Origin of the sequence: Motilimonas eburnea (assembly GCF_021295345.1) — a bacterium.
Taxonomy (GTDB): Bacteria; Pseudomonadota; Gammaproteobacteria; order Enterobacterales; family CBDFNC01; genus Motilimonas; species Motilimonas eburnea.
The window spans coordinates 1-17,648 of sequence record NZ_JAIMJB010000029.1 but is presented as its reverse complement, the minus strand read 5'-3'; the positions used below and the strand labels follow the sequence as shown (position 1 = coordinate 17,648).

Genomic DNA, 17,648 nt, shown 5'->3' with positions numbered 1-17,648 from the left:
CGCTGGGTCAAATAAACTAAGCGTCATTTTCGTTCAATCCGTTTCCCCACTTCAGATGGGGTTTTTATGTAATTAAATTACATTTATGTTGAATTATACTGTTAAAGCAAAATCTTAAATGAGCCAATAGGGCTGATAGACTAAGCGCCTTGGCAACTAAGTGGTGGCAAGTGGGCTTAATCCGCTTGCCACAATATCCTTAGCGCATGCAAAAATCTTTAGGTGATTGGCCCTAAACAAAAGCGTTTGATTAGAGAGCTTAGTAGATCGCTGGTGGGTTTAACAAAAGACAAGTCCAAATATTCATCGGGCTGGTGCGCCTGTCCAATGTGACCCGGCCCCATCACTATGGTGTCACAGCCCAGCTGCTGGATAAATGGCGCCTCGGTACAATAGTTTACGGCTTCGGCCTTATTGCCACTCAGTTGCTCTGCTGTTTGGATCAAGGCTGAGCTTTCACTGCATGAATAAGCCGGGATCGGCTCGTGTAAATGAAAGATATCAATGGCGCCAGGGTAGGCTTTGTCTATCTCGGCTAATGCGGTTTTTAAGGTCATAAACAATTCATTGGTGCTGACGCCGGGGATGGGACGCATATCGATATGCAATTCACAGCAACCACAGATACGGTTAGGGCTATCACCGCCATGGATATGGCCAAAGTTGAGTGTGGGTGAAGGCACTTCAAAGTGCGGGTTGTTGTATTTGTCTTTAAAAACTTGCTGTACCTTGAGTAGCTCGGCTAATACCTTGTGCATGACTTCGATAGCATTTAAGCCTTTACTCGGATCTGAGCTATGACCGCTGCGCCCGGTAATGCGGATGGCTTCTGACATATGACCTTTATGCATGAATACCGGCACTAAGCCCGTTGGCTCACCGATCACAGCATAATCGGGCTTGATATGTTGGCGACTGGCGATATCCCTTGCCCCGGCCATGGTGGTTTCTTCATCTGCGGTGGCAAGGATACGTAATGGCTTATCGATTCTAGATAAATCTAAGTCTTTGACGGCTTCTAATATAAAAGCAAAAAAACCTTTCATATCAATGGTGCCAAGGCCGTATAGGCGGTCGCCTTCTTCGGTTAGCTTAAACGGATCTTTACTCCATTGGCCTTCATCAAAAGGGACGGTATCGGTGTGGCCGGCGAGTAATAAGCCGCCTTCGCCTTCCCCGAGGGTAGCAACCATGTTGTATTTTCCCACTAACCCTGGGATTGCACTGACCTCAACGGCAAACCCAGCGGTTTCAAACCAACTGGCTAACTTGGTGATGACCGCTTGGTTACTCTGGTCCCATGCTGTATCCGTTGAGCTGATGGAAGGCGTGGCGATCAAATCACGGTAAGTTTCTATAAATCCAGGTAATGACATAGGGCCTCAAAAAATAGTTTAAATATTAATGCAGAAATATTGCATAAAAAATTAGATTCAGCTAGCATTTCAGCTTGGTTTAACATAACAAATTATGCTCCATTATGAAGACTAATTTTTCCCACAAATCGCGACGATGCTCCCACCTTTAATCAAGGCGCTTCTGGGCGTGCTTTTTGTTACACTTAACCGCATTTAATTATCTAAAATCAAACGGAATTCGACATGTTAAAAACGATTATTGTGGGGGCCAGTGGTTATACTGGTGCCGAATTAGCCTTATTTATAGCAAGACACCCTGAGCTTGAGCTATCGGGTTTATATGTATCGGAAAATAGTTTAGATAAAGGCAAGTCGATTGCCGAGCTCTACGGCAAACTATTAGGTGTTGTTGACATGACTTTAGAGCCCCTTGGCGTGAATGACATAGCCAATGTATGTGAGGGCATTGATGTGGTGGTATTAGCCACCGCTCATGAAGTCAGTCATGATTTAGCGCCGCACTTTTTAGCTGCCAATACCACGGTGTTCGATTTGTCGGGCGCATTTCGTGTTAACGATTTAGCCTTCTATGAAAAATTCTATGGCTTTACCCATCAATACCCTGAACTACTCGAAAAAGCCGTTTATGGTTTAGCCGAATGGAACGGGGGTGCGGTGAAGGCAACGGATTTGATTGCGGTGCCGGGCTGTTATACCACCACCTCTTTGCTTGCCCTGAAACCTTTGCAACAAGCAGGGTTAATTAAGGAAGGCATCAAGCCGACTATTAATGCAACCAGCGGCGTGAGCGGCGCAGGGCGTAAAGCCTCAACCACATCGAGTTTTTGTGAAGTCAGCTTGCACCCGTATGGCGTGTTTAATCACAGGCACAAGCCAGAAATTGATACCCACTTAGGTACGCCTGTGGTGTTTACACCCCATTTAGGCAGCTATAAACGCGGCATCTTGGCGTCTATTAATGTGGTGCTAAAAGAGGGCGTGACCCCTGAGCAAGTGAGTGCGGTGTTTGAGCAAGCTTATCAGGACCAGCCGATTGTGCGTTTATTGAAGGGAACTTACCCTGCGGTTAAAAATGTTGAAGGCACGCCGTTTTGTGATATTGCTTGGGCACAAGATGGCGAGGATTTGATTGTATTTAGCGCCACCGACAACTTATTAAAAGGCGCATCATCGCAAGCGATGCAATGTATCAATTTGAAGTTTGGTTTCCCGATGACCCTGTCATTGCTTTAAACCAAGCATGTTCGATTATGTGAAGCATGACGGTTAAGTGATGCATAAAAACACATAAAATATTACGTTTTTTTGGCCATCGGCTCATTAGCAATTGCAGTAAAGGAAGTAAATCTAACATGAACAAACCGCTGTTAATTAAACTCGGTGGTGCGGTATTAGAGAACGACACGGCATTAGCCAACTTGTTTACCGCGCTAACGCAATATTTAGCGACGAATCAGCGTCCTTTGATCTTAGTGCACGGTGGCGGCGTGGTGGTGGAAGATGTACTCAATAAAATGGGCATCAAGAGCGAGAAGAAAAATGGCTTGCGCATCACCCCTTTTGACCAAATTCCTTATGTGGCAGGTGCGTTAGCGGGTACTTCTAATAAATTGCTGATGGCCAAGGCGCTGCAAGCCGGTTTAAGCGCAGTGGGGTTATCATTGGCCGATGGTTTTAGCACTAAGGTGAGCCAGCTTGATCCTGAGTTAGGGGCGGTTGGTACTTGCACCCCTAACGATGCCACCTTAATCAACACGCTACTGGCGGCAAATCAGCTACCTGTGATTTCGTCCATTGGTATTGGTGACGATGGTCGTTTATACAATGTTAACGCTGACCAAGCGGCCATTGCCATTTGTGAGCTGGTTGGCGCAGAGTTAGTGTTTTTATCGGATGTGGCCGGCGTACTAGACGGTGATATGCAGCTGATCCCTGAGCTTAATACCCAGCTTGCCAACGAGTTGATTGCTAGTGGCGTGATCCGCGACGGCATGACGGTGAAGGTACAAGCGGCATTAGATGCGGCCGATAGTCTAGGCCACGTGATGCTAGCCAGCTGGAAACAGCCAGAGAATTTAGTGGCCTTATTAAAAGGTGAGAATAAAGGGACGAAAGTTCTTAAATAATTTTATGTTTGAGCCAAATGCCAAACAACTTTTGCTGGTGGCGAACTAACCAGCCATCAAGGAGTTAACCATGGAACATTTATTAACGGGTAAAGAAACCAGTAAACAGGACGTACTTGACCTGATCAATCTGGGTAAAGATTTAAAAGCAAATCCGAAAAAATACGCAAATTCCCTTAAAGGGAAGAGCATAGTAACGATTTTTGAAAAGCAATCACTGCGTACTCGGGTTACTTTTGATATCGGCATTCACAAATTGGGCGGCCATGCTGTGTATCTTGATTCACAAAATGGTGCCATTGGTGAACGTGAAACTGTTAAGGATTTTGCTTCTAATTTAACACGTTGGGCCGACTGTATTGTGGCGCGCGTGATGTCTCACAGCACCATCGAAGAGCTAGCGCAATATGCTAACGTGCCTGTGATTAACTCCTTATGTGACTTGTATCATCCATGCCAAGGTCTCGCTGATTTTATGACCATTGCCGAGCACTACGATGACTTATCTAAGGTGAAGCTAGCCTATGTCGGTGATGGTAACAATGTCACCCATTCATTATTTATCGTTGGTGCCATTGTCGGCGCTGAAGTGACCGCGGTTTGTCCTTTGGGCTCAAGCCCTGACGCGCAAATTTTAAAGCAAGCCGAAGAGATTGCCGCGCAGTCGGGTGCTAAAATTCGCGTGACCAACTCGGTTGAAGACATCAAGGGTTACGATATCGTCTATGGCGACACTTGGGTGTCGATGGGTGATGACACGCCTTTACAAGCAGTAAAAGATAGATTTATGCCTTATCAAATAAATAGGGCATTGCTGGATAAAACCGGCATTAAACATGTGTTACATTGTCAGCCGGCACATCGTGAGTTGGATATCACATCAGAAGTGATGGACGACGAAAATGTATCACTTATATTCCAACAAGCAGAAAACAGAATGCATATCCAAAATGCCATCATGCTGACATTGATGAAAGGAGAGTTTTAATGAGCAAGGTTAAAAAGGTCGTACTGGCTTATTCAGGTGGTTTAGATACATCGGCAATCATTCCATGGTTAAAAGAAACCTATGATGATTGTGAAATCGTTGCGTTCTGCGCCGATGTAGGTCAAGGCGAAGAAGAGCTAGTCGGTCTAGAAGAAAAAGCCTTAGCATCGGGTGCTTCTGAGTGTCACATTGTTGACCTTAAAGAAGAGTTTGTTAAAGACTACATCTACCCAACTATTGCGACCGGCGCGGTGTACGAAGGCACTTACCTATTAGGTACGTCAATGGCGCGTCCAATTATCGCTAAAGCGCAAGTTGAAGTCGCCCTTAAAGTCGGTGCGGATGCGGTATGTCACGGTTGTACCGGTAAAGGTAACGACCAAATTCGTTTCGAAAGCTGTTTCGCGGCATTAGCGCCTGAGCTGAAAGTGATTGCACCTTGGCGTGAGTGGGACATGGTTTCTCGTGAAGACCTACTTGAGTACCTTGCTGAGCGCAACATTAAAACCACGGCAAGCGCGACTAAGATCTACAGCCGAGATGCGAACGCTTGGCACATTTCCCACGAAGGTGGTGAGCTAGAAGACCCATGGAACGAGCCAAGTAAAGGTGTTTGGACCATGACGGTTGATCCGCTGGATGCACCTAATGAGCCGGAATACGTCAAGCTAACGGTGAAAAACGCCCGCGTGACGGCAGTTGATGGCGTTGAGTTATCGCCATATCAAGCCCTAATGCTACTAAACGAAAAAGCGGCTAAACACGGTGTGGGTCGCGTGGACATCACAGAGAACCGTACCGTAGGTATGAAATCTCGTGGTTGTTACGAAACGCCGGGTGGTACTGTGATGGTGGCGGCGCTACGTGGTATTGATGAACTTGTTCACGACAAGCCTTCACGTCGCTGGCGTGATCAAGTGGGTCAGGAATTTGCTCACTTGGTTTACGATGGTCGTTGGTTTACACCGCTATGTGGCTCTTTATTAGCCGCTTCTGAAGCCCTAGCAAAAGACGCTAACGGTGAAGTCGTGGTTCGCCTATACAAAGGCCAAGCAACAGCCGTACAGAAGCAATCTGAGAACAGCCTATACTCAGAAGACTTTGCCACTTTTGGTGAAGATGACGTGTACGATCAAAAGCATGCAGAAGGCTTTATCCGTCTGTACTCACTAGCGAGTCGTATTCGTTCGCTAAACGCAAAAAACAAGTAATTAGCTGTTTTTTGTACTAGATAAAATAGCTGCCAGCGTGCAGCTATTTTGTCGTTTAAAAGACACCTTGGTCACTTACTCTGATAAAAAAGACCAATTGAAATTCGATTTTCAGGAGAGAAAAGTTCATGGCACTTTGGGGCGGGCGTTTTAGCCAAGCAGCAGACGCGAAATTTAAGTTGTTTAATGATTCTTTGCGGTTTGACTATCGTCTCGCGAAGCAAGATATAGTGGGCTCAATTGCGTGGTCAAAAGCACTGTTAGAAGTGAATGTGTTGACTACAGAAGAGCAGCAGCGTTTGGAAGTGGCGCTGAATGAACTCAAAGCCTCTGTGGTTGAAAATCCAGAACAAATTTTAGAATCCGATGCCGAAGACATCCATTCTTGGGTTGAAGGGCAACTGATTCAAAAAGTCGGTGATTTAGGCAAAAAGCTACACACTGGTCGTAGCCGTAACGACCAAGTGGCCACCGATTTAAAACTATGGTGTAAAGAGCGTGCTCAAGAGCTGATTGTATTGCTAGATCGTTTACAGCAAAAATTAGTTGAGCTAGCACGCATTCATCAGCATGTTGTGTTACCTGGTTATACCCATTTACAACGCGCTCAGCCGGTGACGTTTTCACACTGGTGTTTGGCTTACGTCGAAATGTTCGAGCGTGATTATGGCCGCATGAAAGATTGTGTGAAGCGCCTTGATACCAGCCCATTAGGCAGCGGCGCGTTAGCAGGTACGGCTTATCCAATGGATCGCACCGTGCTGGCTCACAACTTGGGCTTTCGCCGTGCCACACGCAACAGCTTAGACAGCGTGTCGGATCGTGACCACGTGGTCGAGCTAATGAGCACCGCGTCTTTGTCTATGCTTCACTTATCGCGCATGGCCGAAGATTTGATCTTCTATAACTCGGGTGAATCTGGCTTTATTGAAATGTCAGACCAAGTCACCTCCGGCTCATCGTTAATGCCGCAAAAGAAAAACCCCGATGCGATGGAATTGATCCGCGGTAAAGCGGGCCGTGTTTACGGCTCACTGGCCGGCATGATGATGACCCTAAAAGCACTGCCTTTGGCTTACAACAAAGATATGCAGGAAGATAAAGAAGGCTTGTTTGATGCGCTAGATACTTGGGGTGACTGTCTTGAAATGGCCGAAATGGCACTGACAGACCTTAAGGTGAATGAAGAGCGCACTAAAGAAGCGGCGCAAGGTGGTTACGCTAATGCAACCGAGCTGGCCGATTACCTAGTAGCGAAAGGTATTCCATTTCGTGAAGCGCACCATATTGTGGGGGCGGCTGTGGTTGGCGCTATTGCCAAAGGCGTGCCGCTAGAAGATTTAAGCGTGGAAGAGTTTAAAGCCTTCTCACCTGTGATTGAAGCCGATGTTTATCCTGTATTGACTCTTGAAGCGACCTTAGCTGCACGTCAAGCGCAAGGCGGTGTGGCGCCAGAGCAAATCGAGTTTGCCTTAACCGAAGCCGAGAAGCGTTTAAACAAGCGTGATACTTCAGGCGTTTATGCCCGTGCTGCGCGTTTAACGGACCTTGATGATATCGAGCGTTTGGTGAATTACTGGGCCAATGCCGGTGAAAATCTGCCACGAGCTCGTTCTGAACTGGTTTCTGCGGTGGGCGAGTTTGCGGTGACGGAAGTTAATGGCAAGGTCACCGGCTGTGCATCTTTGTATGTTTACGACACCGGTCTTGCAGAAGTACGCTCATTAGGCGTAGATCCTGAAGTCGCCGGTCAAGGACAAGACGAAGCCTTGGTGGAATTCTTGATTAAGAAAGCACAGAAGATGGCGATCCAGCGCCTCTTTGTACTGACCCGAGCTTCTGAGTTCTTTATGCAGCTTGGCTTTAGCCCAACCAGCAAAGCCATGTTGCCAGAAAAAGTATTAAAAGATTGCGATGATTGCTTCCGTCAACACTCGTGTGATGAGGTGGCATTAGAGCTGATTTTTAATACGCGTATTAAGAAGTAATACTTCGAATAAGGAGCTTCGGCTCCTTTTTTTATTTTTGTTATCTAAAATAATATTTAGATCAATATTGGTGTCGATTTTGTCGCTATAGTTGAATTTAACTATTCAACTATGGAGATCCCCCATGTCTAAAGTGTATGTGATAGCCCAATTCAAAGCCAAGCCGGGTAAAGAGCAGCAATTGTTTGAGGTTTTAAAAGCGTTAGAGCCTGATTCACGTGCCGAGGAGGGGTGTTTGCAATATATTTTGACCCGCCAAATCGATCATCCCAGTGCGACTCGCAGCGATTACACTATTTTATTTAATGAAGTTTGGGCCGATGCCGCCAGTTGGAGCGCCCATGGCGAGCGCCAAGCGATAAGAGATTTCTTTGCTCAACAAGTGGTTGATGCTAATGGCCTCGTTGCCGATGCACAGGTGACGGCCTACACTGATGAAGGTTTTTGCTGATGAAGCGAAAGCGAAATTAGCTCCCCTGAGGGAGCTTGGCTCCGTTAGCCTAACGCTTATTTTGAACGAGAAATCGGGCGATCATTAAGGGCCTGGATGGGGCGGTTATTAGCCGAAGGCAGGGCTAATTTAAAGGCAGCAATTTGCTGCTCTGATGCGGTGATGGGCTGCTGCATGACGAGCCATTTTACCCCCTCACTACAAGGAGGTGTGGTTAACGACCCTAAGAAATGATAATAGCTGCGCTGCTTTGGTAGTAAGTCATTCAGATCAATCTGCACTTTTTTTAACGAGACTTTTTCACCTGGATGCATGGGCATGGCTTGCCACAGGGATGTGAGGGCGGGATTGGCTTCGCCTTGTTCAAAAAAGACGGCAACGACGGCGAGCTCACCGGCTTTATTACTGTGAACTAAATGCGCCTCAAACGGGTAGCTTTTACCCTTAACGTGGTTTTCACTCGGGGTATGGAAATGCACTTGCTTTAGTTGGTAATCTCGATCTTGAAACTCGATCTCACTGCCAGGTTGCAGATTAATCTGCACGGTATGGCCGTTATTGACGATATTCTGTAGCTTATGCTCATAGTCCCATTCAATGTCATCTAATCGAGCGGGTGTGGCATCAAGGATGTCGATAGGGGATTGTTGCTGGCCTTGTTGGCAAGTTCTTGATATTTCGCCCCAAAACTTTGGTCCCGTGTCGCCGCGGTAGCTCCAATTATGGTCATTGCTTGCCGCTGCTGCTTTTGCGGTGGGGGAAACCGGTGCAGGTGCTGGAGAAAATGCGATATCAAAAATGTCGATTAACAAAACAAGTGCCGCGAACCAGAATACTTTAGTCATAGGTTTAGCCTTTTTTTTGATTTGGCATGATTGGGGGTGTTAGCTCAAGGTTAAAAAAGCATCATAGTTAAGTCAATACACCCTAAGTCTTCGCTAAGTTTAGTCCATGGTTTTAAGGGGTGGGCAAAGTGTGAAGTGATGCCTTGCGGCTTAGCCTATCTGCTTGATGCTTGTCGATGCCATATTTGGTGGCTAACTGCTGATAGGCTAAATCCTTAACCCGTTGGTTGTAGTCATCACTTTGTAAGAATTCGAGCATGTCTATCACGCCTTGAGGGGGAATAATAAATAATGATGCATGCTGCGGGATGCTATTGGCCATGTACTCGCCATCTTTTGAGGTTTGTTGTTATGTTACAGCGTTCTGACTATCAGTCCAACTGAGTTGGGTTACTTTTTCACCTGTGTGCTAGGGCCTGTTGACCTTTCGTGGTTGATTTTTGTTCGAGATAAAAGCGTTTTGGGCAAGGCGAGCAGTGTGTAGCTTAGCATTCTAAGTAAATACTGCTCAACGACGAACAAAACGCTTTTAGCCGAATCCACAGGACAGCGTTTGTTGGTCATTTCTACTGCGTTAGCGCCTTTTCGCGTAGATGACTATGCCACAAAGTCGCAGCCTTGTATAAACGCCCAACAAATCGCTGCAAAAATAAGCTCCAAAGATCAACAGGCCCTAATAAACTTAATAATATCATTGGATTCATAAAGCCATTGATAGCCTTTATCTTGCTTGATTCTTAGGCATGGGACGGTGGCCTTGCCCCCTTTGCTTAACAGCTCTTGACGAAAATGGCTGTGCTTTTTGATATCTCTTAATTCAATATGCAACTTGAGCTCTGCAAGTTTATCCCTTACTTTACGGCAGTATGGACAGGCGCCAAAGTGGTAAAGGGCAAGATCTTTGTTGGAATAAGTCATGGCTTAACGCGATTGTTTGAGTTAGCAGGCATTTTGTCATCTAGGTTTTGATTTGTCTACGAGGCAAGCTAACCCGTTAGTTAAGCACTGAGGTGATATTGGCAATGGAATGGAAGCAGGCAATGAAAAGAATAGGGATATTCATTGGGTTATTGCTCTTGTTGGGATGCAGTGAAGCGCCAGAGCAACGTCTAGAGGTGCCATTTAGTTTACACTTTCAAGGTGAGCTTATTGATGCGAACAATTGTCAGGTAGATTCTCAGGGCTTGGATCTCAATGCCACCCCTAAACCTGTGGTCAATGCGGTGACACTTTACGTGCACAATGTCGAGCTGCAAAACCATCAAGGTCAGTGGGTCAGGGCTCGGCTACAGGGGGCTACTGAGCAAGCTTGGCATGATGAGCAGATCGCGTTACTTGATTTAACACCTTGTCAGGCCGAGCCTGTAGGCGGGCAGGCTCTGCCTTTAGTTTTGCCAAAGGGCCAATATCAAGGATTACGTTTTACATTGGGGGTGCCTGAAGCCCTTAATCATCAAGATCCTTTGCAGGCCAAGCCGCCATTGGATCTACCTGCATTTCAGTGGCATTGGACAGTGGGTTATAAATTTGCCTTCTTTGATTTGGCATGGCGCGAGAATTCGGTGAAGTACCATCTTGGAAGCAGTGGCTGCACTGGCAACATTGGGGAAACGATAAGCTGTCAATATAAGAATCGGCCCCAAGTGTCACTGACCCATTTCCAGCCCGGAGATAAGGTCGCGCTTGAGCTCAGGCAATTTTTTACAGAATTGCCTCATGCGAGGTGTTTTGGAAAACCACAAGATAAGGGCTGTGAAACATTATTCAACCTGATTGGCTTACAGCAGCATGAACAGCGTTTATTTCACGTTGTCGATTAAGTGGTGAGCCAATGTGGCGATGGCGAAATGGATTCGTAGCTATTTGTGGAATAAGCCTTATTCTCAGCTTGCTGGCGCTCTGGGTTGGACATCAAAAGCAAGCCGCCAGCGCGAAAATCGAGCTGGGGCGTTATCTTTTCTATGAAACAGGGTTATCAGAAGGGCACAGTTTAGCCTGTGCCAACTGCCATCAACAAATGTTTGCCTTTTCAGATGGAAGGAAAACGGCGATTAATGTCCATGGCGATAAAGGACGACGCAATGCATCGGCGCTGTTTAATTTGGCGCAAAATACCAGTTTTACTTGGGCGAACCCGCTACAAACCGATCTTGCTTTTCAGGCGCTGATTCCCTTGTTTGGTGATGACCCCATTGAAATGGCGGCGGGCAGCGTTGAGCAAATCCAGCAGCGCCTAGCTAGCTCGTCTATCGATTATACTTCGCTTTTTGTCAGTGCATTTGGCTCCAGTGAGATTAACCTTGCCAGAATCACCGATGCGTTGGCCGCGTTTCAATCGCAACTGCTTGCTTATGATAGCCGTTATGATCGCTATCAAGCAGGCCAACATGATGCGTTAACCGAGTTTGAAAAAGCAGGGCTAGCCTTATTTGAATCTGAGCGTTTTGGCTGTCGTCAGTGCCATGAAGGAAGTAATTTTAATCAGTTTATGGGAAGCAGACATAACCAGGCGACGAAAAACTTCCATAATACCGGGCTGTATTATACCGAGACAGGATATCCAAGCTCAGATCTTGGGCTTTATGAAGTGACGTTTGATGCCGCCGATAGAGGCAAGTTTAAAACTCCTTCCTTGCGTAATGTTGGTGTGAGCGCACCTTACATGCATGATGGCAGTATGAGGTATTTAGCCCAAGTGGTTGAGCATTATGCCAGAGGGGGCTCTGTTAATTTAAACGGCATCAAGGGAGACGGTAAGTTAAACCCAAACAAGAGCCATTTAATCAAAGGCTTTGATATGTCAGAGCAAGAGCAAAATCAGCTAGTCGCTTTTTTAATGACATTAACGGATGAAACCTTACTGACGGACCCGCGCCTTGCTAAACCTGACTAACTGGTTATGTAAACATAGCCAATCGCCTGAGTGAATTAACAGCCATGACCGCCACTTATTTCCTGCGTTAATTCACTGCGATAAGTGGATTCAGGCTTAACCGTGTGCTCTTGGCTCCTTGGCTCGAGCTTGGCGGTGCTTTTTTTCTTGTTTATTGCGATACATGAGCTCATCGGCCTCTTTAATCAGTTGGTCTGCAGCAATGGATTCACTCATATTTAACAAACCATAGCTTAGGTCTACGCCAGATTCTTGGTTGAGCTTGGATAAAGATTGCCTGAGCAGACCAATGAAGTTTTCTGCACTGTTGCCTCCGTAAATCACGACAAACTCATCGCCGCCAAAGCGAAACGCGGCACCGCTTTGCTGTAATAGCTTTTTTAGGGATTTTGCAAATGTCATTAAGTAACTGTCACCGGCCTCATGACCTTGAGTGTCATTGAGCTGCTTAAAGTTATCTAAATCAATGTAGATCAGTACTGGGGCAGGATACTGGATCAGCAAACTGGGGTATTTTTCAAAAAAAGCGCGGCGGTTGTAAAGGTCGGTCAAGGTATCGTGGTGAGCTATCCGCTTTAAACGTTGTTCGAGTTGTCGCCTAAACTCAATTTCTCTTTCTAGCTCTTTAATCAGTTTGCGCTTTGTGATGATGCTTTGCAAAAAAGCAACACAAATCAGGATTAATCCAAACTGCAAGAAATGTTCGAGGACATCATGTAAGGTGAGGTAATCCCGCTCTGGTAAAAACTCATCGATAACGTCTAAAGCGAGCGCACAGGTAAATGTTCCCCAGCCGATACTCATTAGCCAGCCTAAGCGTAACCGCATGATTTCAAAAAAGGTGCTAGTGCAAGCCAGAAAGAATATGCTTTCCATAATAAGGTCAGTGGTATTAAATGGCCTGACTTGGGTAAGTGTGAATAATAGAGCAAACATCCCTAATAGCCAGATACAGGCATGGATGGTTAATGAAGATTTATTCATCCTTAGTTTTTGCTTAGGTCGATCCATTTCTACCTTCTCCTTGCACCCTTAACACTAGTATAGAAGGTAAATGTTGGAACGCTGGATTGTGGGCGCGAATGAGAGGAGGGATGGTCAAGGATCTAGGAACCCATGTTTGATACTGGCGAAGGAACCCTGCTTATGTGTTAAGATATTGGTTTGTGGTTTGAAATGGTTATAGGCGGAGTTATGGATAGAATGCACTCACTGTTCGCTGAACACATTAAGGTGCTTCAAGCCCGTGTGGTTGAAGCGCTTAAGTTACAACACTTTGACGCTTTGATCATTCATTCTGGGCAATTGAAAAAAGCCTTCTTAGATGATCAAACCTATCCTTTTAAAGCGAATCCACATTTTAAGCACTGGCTGCCTGTATTTGAAAATCCCAACTGCTGGTTGGTCGTCAATGGCATTGATAAACCTAAGCTCATCTATTTTCGTCCGGTGGATTATTGGCACAAGGCTCCTCCCGAACCAGTTGATTTTTGGGCGGACTATTTTGATATTGAATTGCTATCGCGAGCCGAATTAGTCGCGGATTTATTACCTTACGACCGAGCTAGTATGGCTTATATTGGTGAGCATCTTGAAGTCGCGCAAGCATTGGGGATAGGACACGCTAACCCTGAGTACGTATTAAACTATTTACATTATCATCGAAGCTTTAAAACAGATTATGAAATGCACTGCTTACGTCAAGCTAATGAGATTGCTGTGCGCGGGCATCAAGCAGCGAAGGCCGCCTTTCTCGAAGGGTTGTCTGAGTTTGAGATAAACCAAGCCTACTTGAATGCCGTAGGACAGAGTGATAATGAAGTGCCTTACGCCAGCATTATTGCTTTAAATGAGCATGCTGCGGTGTTGCATTACAGTCATCCTGAGCGACAATCACCGATAGAGCTGCGCTCATTTTTAATTGATGCGGGTGCTAATTTTGCCGGCTATGCATCGGATATTACGAGAACCTACAGTGCAAAACAGGACCGTTTCGCGGATTTGATTAAGGCAATTAACCAGCTTCAGTTAGCGTTAATTGGTGATATTAAAGTAGGGATGCGCTACACCGACTTACATTTAAGGTCGCATCAATTATTGGCTCAAGTATTACTGGATTTTGGTTTAGCTCAGGGCAGCATTGAGAGCTTAGTTAACACAGAGATCACCAATACCTTTTTTTCTCACGGTCTAGGGCACGTGTTAGGCTTGCAAGTTCATGATGTTGCAGGGTTTATGCAGGATGAACGTGGCACCCCGCTTGCTGCTCCGCAGGCTCATAGTGCGTTACGTTGCACCCGTATTATTGAGCCACGCCAAGTGTATACCATCGAGCCTGGTGTCTATTTTATTGATGATTTACTGGGCCAATTGAAGCAACGCTCAGAGCATAAACAGGTTAATTGGGCTAAAGTGGATGAGTTTCGCCCTTATGGTGGTATACGTATTGAAGACAATATTGTTGTTCATAGCAGCCAAATCGAAAACCTGACTCGTGATGCGGGCTTAGATTGATGCTACAGCCTTATTCAGTATTGGCTCAAGCGGCCGAATATGAAGAAGAAATAAAGAAAAGTCGATTCATCACACTATTGCAGCGAACACAAGGCCGAGACGCTGCGATGGCATTTGTTAACCAAATCAAAGTGGCTCATCCTGGCGCGAGACATCATTGCTGGGGATTTATTGCCAGTGCACCCAGTGTCAGTACTGAGCTTGGCTTTAGTGATGATGGTGAGCCAAGTGGTACGGCTGGAAAACCCATCTTAGCAGCCTTGCAAGGAAGTGGGCTTGGTGAAGTCACCGCGGTTGTCGTTCGTTATTCAGGAGGTATAAAGCTGGGTACGGGTGGTTTGGTTCGAGCCTACGGCGGCGGTGTGCAAGCTGCCCTTAAATTGGCACAAACTGTTATCGAGGTACCACAAGTCACCGGTGAACTTACTTGCCAGTATGCGCATGTTAGTTTAGTGGAGCAGTTACTGGCTCAATTTAATGGTCAGATCATAGAGAGTGACTTTGGTGTTGCTGTATTAATGCATATCACTATTGATGCACGGAATGTAGGGGCTTTTAAGCAAAGTGTATTTGACAAGAGCCAAGGACAATTAGTGTTTAGGGCAGAGCAAGACACAAATGAATGTCAATAAGGAAATAGGCTAGATGCAGTTTAGGGCAATATTACGTATTGTTGGGCTTTTGGTTGCGCTGTTTAGTGTCACGATGCTGGCTCCTGCTTTGGTGGCTGTAATATACAAGGATGGCGCTGGGCGCGACTTTATTAGTGCGTTTATAATTGCTTTATTGTCGGGCTTGGCCTTATGGTTCCCTAACCGTGATTATAAAAGTGATTTAAAAGCTAAAGATGGCTTTTTGATAGTTGTATTATTCTGGACTGTGTTAGGCAGCGTGGGGGCATTGCCATTTTTGATCAGTGAACGACCTGATATGAATGTGGCGGAATCCTTTTTTGAATCTTTCTCAGGTTTGACGACAACCGGGGCGACCGTTATCACTGGGCTAGATAGCTTGCCGAAAGCCATACTGTTTTATCGTCAGATGTTGCAATGGCTAGGGGGGATGGGGATCATCGTATTAGCCGTTGCAGTACTGCCTATTCTTGGCATAGGTGGCATGCAGCTGTATCGAGCGGAAACACCGGGGCCGGTAAAAGACTCTAAGATGACACCGAGAATAGCAGAAACAGCCAAAGCCTTGTGGTACATCTATTTGTGTTTAACCATCGCTTGTATGCTCGCATTTTGGTTAGCGGGGATGACGTTGTTTGACGCCATTTGTCACTCTTTTTCAACCGTTGCCATTGGTGGGTTTTCTACTCATGATGCCAGTATGGGCTATTTTAATAGTCCCCTGATCAATCTTATCACCGTGGTGTTTTTGATTATATCGGGTATCAACTTTGCCCTGCATTTTGCAGCATTTGGTAACCACGGTATGCGTATTAAAGTCTACTTGCGCGACCCTGAAGTACGGGCGTTTCTATTCATACAATTTGCGCTTACCGCTATTTGTTTTGTTGTATTGGCTGTGCATCAAACTTATGACTCATTAGAGCAAAGCTTAGATCAAGCTTTGTTTCAAGCTGTTTCTATTTCGACGACGGCAGGCTTTAGCACCACAAGTTTTTCTGATTGGCCATTATTTTTACCTGTGCTCTTGGTGTTTTCATCTTTTATCGGTGGTTGTGCGGGATCAACCGGTGGGGGAATGAAGGTGATACGTGTCTTGCTGCTCAACTTACAAGGGTTTCGTGAGTTAAAGCGTTTAGTGCACCCAAGAGCCATCTACAAAATAAAACTGGGTAAGAAAGCGTTACCTGATAAAGTTGTTGAGGCCGTATGGGGGTTTTTCTCGGCTTATGCCTTGGTATTTGTAATTTGTATGCTGGCATTAATTGCCACAGGGATGGAAGAATTGTCGGCCTTCTCGGCTGTGGTTGCTACCCTTAATAATTTAGGCCCAGGTTTGGGAGAGGTCGCAGTTCATTTTGGTGAAACGTCCGACGCTAGTAAGTGGATTTTGATCTTAGCCATGTTGTTTGGGCGATTAGAGATTTTTACGTTACTTGTTTTGTTTACCCCCGTATTTTGGAAAAGCTAACGCTCCCTTTATTTTTATGGTGTCTTATTTAGTATGTCGAAAGTATTAATTTTATATTCAAGCCGTGATGGACAAACGTTAAAAATAGTCAAACGTATGCAAGCTTTGTTGGAACAAGAATCTGACCTCCTCGACATTAATCAAGCCGACGCGGTTGATTTTGACTGCTACGATAAGGTACTGGTTGGTGCTTCTATTCGTTATGGTAACTTTGAATCAGGTGTCATCTCTTTTCTCAATCAGCACCGTGCATCTCTACATAAGAAGCCTAACGCTTTCTTTGTGGTTTGCTTAACCGCACGCAAACCTGAAAAAGCCAGCCCAGCAACCAGTGCTTATATGATGAAGTTTGATCGCCTCTGCCAATGGCAACCGAAAATGAAAGGTGTATTCGCTGGTGCTTTGTTGTATTCAAAGTATAACTGGTGGCAAACATTGATTATCCAGCTCATTATGAAAATGACTGGGGGCAGTACTGACAAGAGTAAAGACATTGAATTTACCGACTGGCACAAAGTTGAGGCCTTTGCTAGGGATTTTAACTGTCTATAGTCGCTTTACATTAGGGTGATAAATAGGCACTAACCGCTGGTTTATACTCGTTTTGATTGCTTCTTACTCGTTTAGCGCTTTTTAATACATTTTTTTAAAAAAAGCCTTGCACCGAAAACGGATCTCCCTATAATGCGCATCCACTGACACGGCGCAGCGCTTAGCGAAACGCGGTATCAGGGAGTAAGAAGCTGAGGTTTCTCACTCGAAAGAAAAATCGAAAATTTCTTAAAATTAACGATTGACTTTCAAAGCGGCTAGCGTAGAATGCGCAGCCCTGGCGAGGTGAAGCGAAAGCCACTGAGTCACTGTTCTTTAACAATCTAATCATGCAATCTGTGTGAATACTCATGTTGAAAGCCACGGCTAACAACGCAATGGTAACGAATCGCTAAAACGATTTATTTATCAATGTTTCTGAGTGTTTGCACAAACAAATAAACAGAATTCATTGAGCAGGTCTTCGGACCGAAAAAACTTTAATTGAAGAGTTTGATCATGGCTCAGATTGAACGCTGGCGGCAGGCTTAACACATGCAAGTCGAGCGGTAACAGAGAGAAGCTTGCTTCTCTGCTGACGAGCGGCGGACGGGTGAGT

General features: G+C 45.6%; 17 protein-coding genes and 1 rRNA gene. 13 read left to right on the top strand and 5 right to left on the bottom strand.

Annotated features, from left to right (window positions below):
• Window positions 1-218: 218 nt before the first annotated feature.
• Window positions 219-1,376, bottom strand: a complete 1,158-nt coding sequence (argE, locus tag K6Y21_RS19635) for an acetylornithine deacetylase (RefSeq protein WP_233073604.1) — start codon at window positions 1,374-1,376, stop codon at window positions 219-221.
• Between the two features lie 225 nt (window positions 1,377-1,601).
• On the opposite strand from argE, the gene argC reads away from it, so the two are divergent.
• The 6 genes from argC to K6Y21_RS19605 all read left to right on the top strand — a co-directional run bounded on the left by argC (window position 1,602) and on the right by K6Y21_RS19605 (window position 8,143).
• Window positions 1,602-2,612: an N-acetyl-gamma-glutamyl-phosphate reductase gene (gene argC / locus K6Y21_RS19630; RefSeq protein ID WP_233073603.1), complete on the top strand. Its 1,011-nt coding sequence runs from the start codon at window positions 1,602-1,604 to the stop codon at window positions 2,610-2,612.
• Window positions 2,613-2,731: 119 nt separating this feature from the next.
• On the top strand, window positions 2,732-3,505 hold the full coding sequence (gene argB, locus K6Y21_RS19625; RefSeq protein ID WP_233073602.1) for an acetylglutamate kinase: 774 nt from the start codon (window positions 2,732-2,734) through the stop codon (window positions 3,503-3,505).
• Between the two features lie 70 nt (window positions 3,506-3,575).
• On the top strand, window positions 3,576-4,493 hold the full coding sequence (locus K6Y21_RS19620) for an ornithine carbamoyltransferase (protein ID WP_233073601.1): 918 nt from the start codon (window positions 3,576-3,578) through the stop codon (window positions 4,491-4,493).
• Complete coding sequence (locus K6Y21_RS19615; RefSeq protein ID WP_233073600.1) at window positions 4,493-5,704, top strand: argininosuccinate synthase; 1,212 nt, start codon at window positions 4,493-4,495, stop codon at window positions 5,702-5,704. Before K6Y21_RS19620 ends, K6Y21_RS19615 begins: the two co-directional genes overlap by 1 nt.
• 128 nt (window positions 5,705-5,832) lie before the next feature.
• On the top strand, window positions 5,833-7,692 hold the full coding sequence (gene argH, locus K6Y21_RS19610) for an argininosuccinate lyase (RefSeq protein ID WP_233073599.1): 1,860 nt from the start codon (window positions 5,833-5,835) through the stop codon (window positions 7,690-7,692).
• A gap of 124 nt (window positions 7,693-7,816) precedes the next feature.
• Window positions 7,817-8,143 carry a putative quinol monooxygenase gene (locus K6Y21_RS19605; protein ID WP_233073598.1) on the top strand — a complete coding sequence of 109 codons (327 nt, stop codon included), beginning with the start codon at window positions 7,817-7,819 and terminating at the stop codon, window positions 8,141-8,143.
• 56 nt (window positions 8,144-8,199) lie between these two features.
• On the opposite strand, the gene K6Y21_RS19600 is transcribed toward K6Y21_RS19605, so the two are convergent.
• The 3 genes from K6Y21_RS19600 to K6Y21_RS19585 all read right to left on the bottom strand — a co-directional run bounded on the left by K6Y21_RS19600 (window position 8,200) and on the right by K6Y21_RS19585 (window position 9,906).
• Window positions 8,200-8,988, bottom strand: a complete 789-nt coding sequence (locus tag K6Y21_RS19600; RefSeq protein WP_233073597.1) for a carbonic anhydrase — start codon at window positions 8,986-8,988, stop codon at window positions 8,200-8,202.
• A gap of 112 nt (window positions 8,989-9,100) precedes the next feature.
• On the bottom strand, window positions 9,101-9,310 hold the full coding sequence (locus K6Y21_RS19595; protein ID WP_233073596.1) for a hypothetical protein: 210 nt from the start codon (window positions 9,308-9,310) through the stop codon (window positions 9,101-9,103).
• A gap of 341 nt (window positions 9,311-9,651) precedes the next feature.
• Complete coding sequence (locus K6Y21_RS19585; protein ID WP_233073594.1) at window positions 9,652-9,906, bottom strand: glutathione S-transferase N-terminal domain-containing protein; 255 nt, start codon at window positions 9,904-9,906, stop codon at window positions 9,652-9,654.
• A gap of 122 nt (window positions 9,907-10,028) precedes the next feature.
• Here K6Y21_RS19585 and K6Y21_RS19580 point away from each other — a divergent pair, with 122 nt between their 5' ends.
• Window positions 10,029-10,808 (top strand): MbnP family copper-binding protein, encoded by a 780-nt coding sequence (locus K6Y21_RS19580; RefSeq protein WP_233073593.1) that lies wholly within the window; start codon window positions 10,029-10,031, stop codon window positions 10,806-10,808.
• Window positions 10,809-10,819: 11 nt separating this feature from the next.
• Window positions 10,820-11,881 (top strand): MbnH family di-heme enzyme, encoded by a 1,062-nt coding sequence (locus K6Y21_RS19575; protein WP_233073592.1) that lies wholly within the window; start codon window positions 10,820-10,822, stop codon window positions 11,879-11,881.
• A gap of 96 nt (window positions 11,882-11,977) precedes the next feature.
• Here K6Y21_RS19575 and K6Y21_RS19570 read toward each other — a convergent pair whose 3' ends face one another.
• Window positions 11,978-12,892 carry a GGDEF domain-containing protein gene (locus tag K6Y21_RS19570; RefSeq protein WP_233073591.1) on the bottom strand — a complete coding sequence of 305 codons (915 nt, stop codon included), beginning with the start codon at window positions 12,890-12,892 and terminating at the stop codon, window positions 11,978-11,980.
• Window positions 12,893-13,075: 183 nt separating this feature from the next.
• Here K6Y21_RS19570 and pepQ point away from each other — a divergent pair, with 183 nt between their 5' ends.
• The 5 genes from pepQ to K6Y21_RS19545 all read left to right on the top strand — a co-directional run.
• Window positions 13,076-14,395 (top strand): Xaa-Pro dipeptidase, encoded by a 1,320-nt coding sequence (gene pepQ, locus K6Y21_RS19565; protein ID WP_233073590.1) that lies wholly within the window; start codon window positions 13,076-13,078, stop codon window positions 14,393-14,395.
• Complete coding sequence (locus tag K6Y21_RS19560) at window positions 14,395-15,027, top strand: YigZ family protein (protein WP_233073589.1); 633 nt, start codon at window positions 14,395-14,397, stop codon at window positions 15,025-15,027. The genes pepQ and K6Y21_RS19560 overlap by 1 nt, the downstream gene beginning before the upstream one ends.
• Before the next feature lie 13 nt (window positions 15,028-15,040).
• Entirely contained in the window at window positions 15,041-16,498 is a 1,458-nt protein-coding gene (locus tag K6Y21_RS19555) for a TrkH family potassium uptake protein (protein ID WP_233073588.1), read from the top strand.
• A gap of 33 nt (window positions 16,499-16,531) precedes the next feature.
• Window positions 16,532-17,050 carry a menaquinone-dependent protoporphyrinogen IX dehydrogenase gene (gene hemG, locus K6Y21_RS19550; RefSeq protein ID WP_233073587.1) on the top strand — a complete coding sequence of 173 codons (519 nt, stop codon included), beginning with the start codon at window positions 16,532-16,534 and terminating at the stop codon, window positions 17,048-17,050.
• 480 nt (window positions 17,051-17,530) lie between these two features.
• Window positions 17,531-17,648: ribosomal RNA gene (locus K6Y21_RS19545) — 16S ribosomal RNA — on the top strand; the annotation flags it as partial.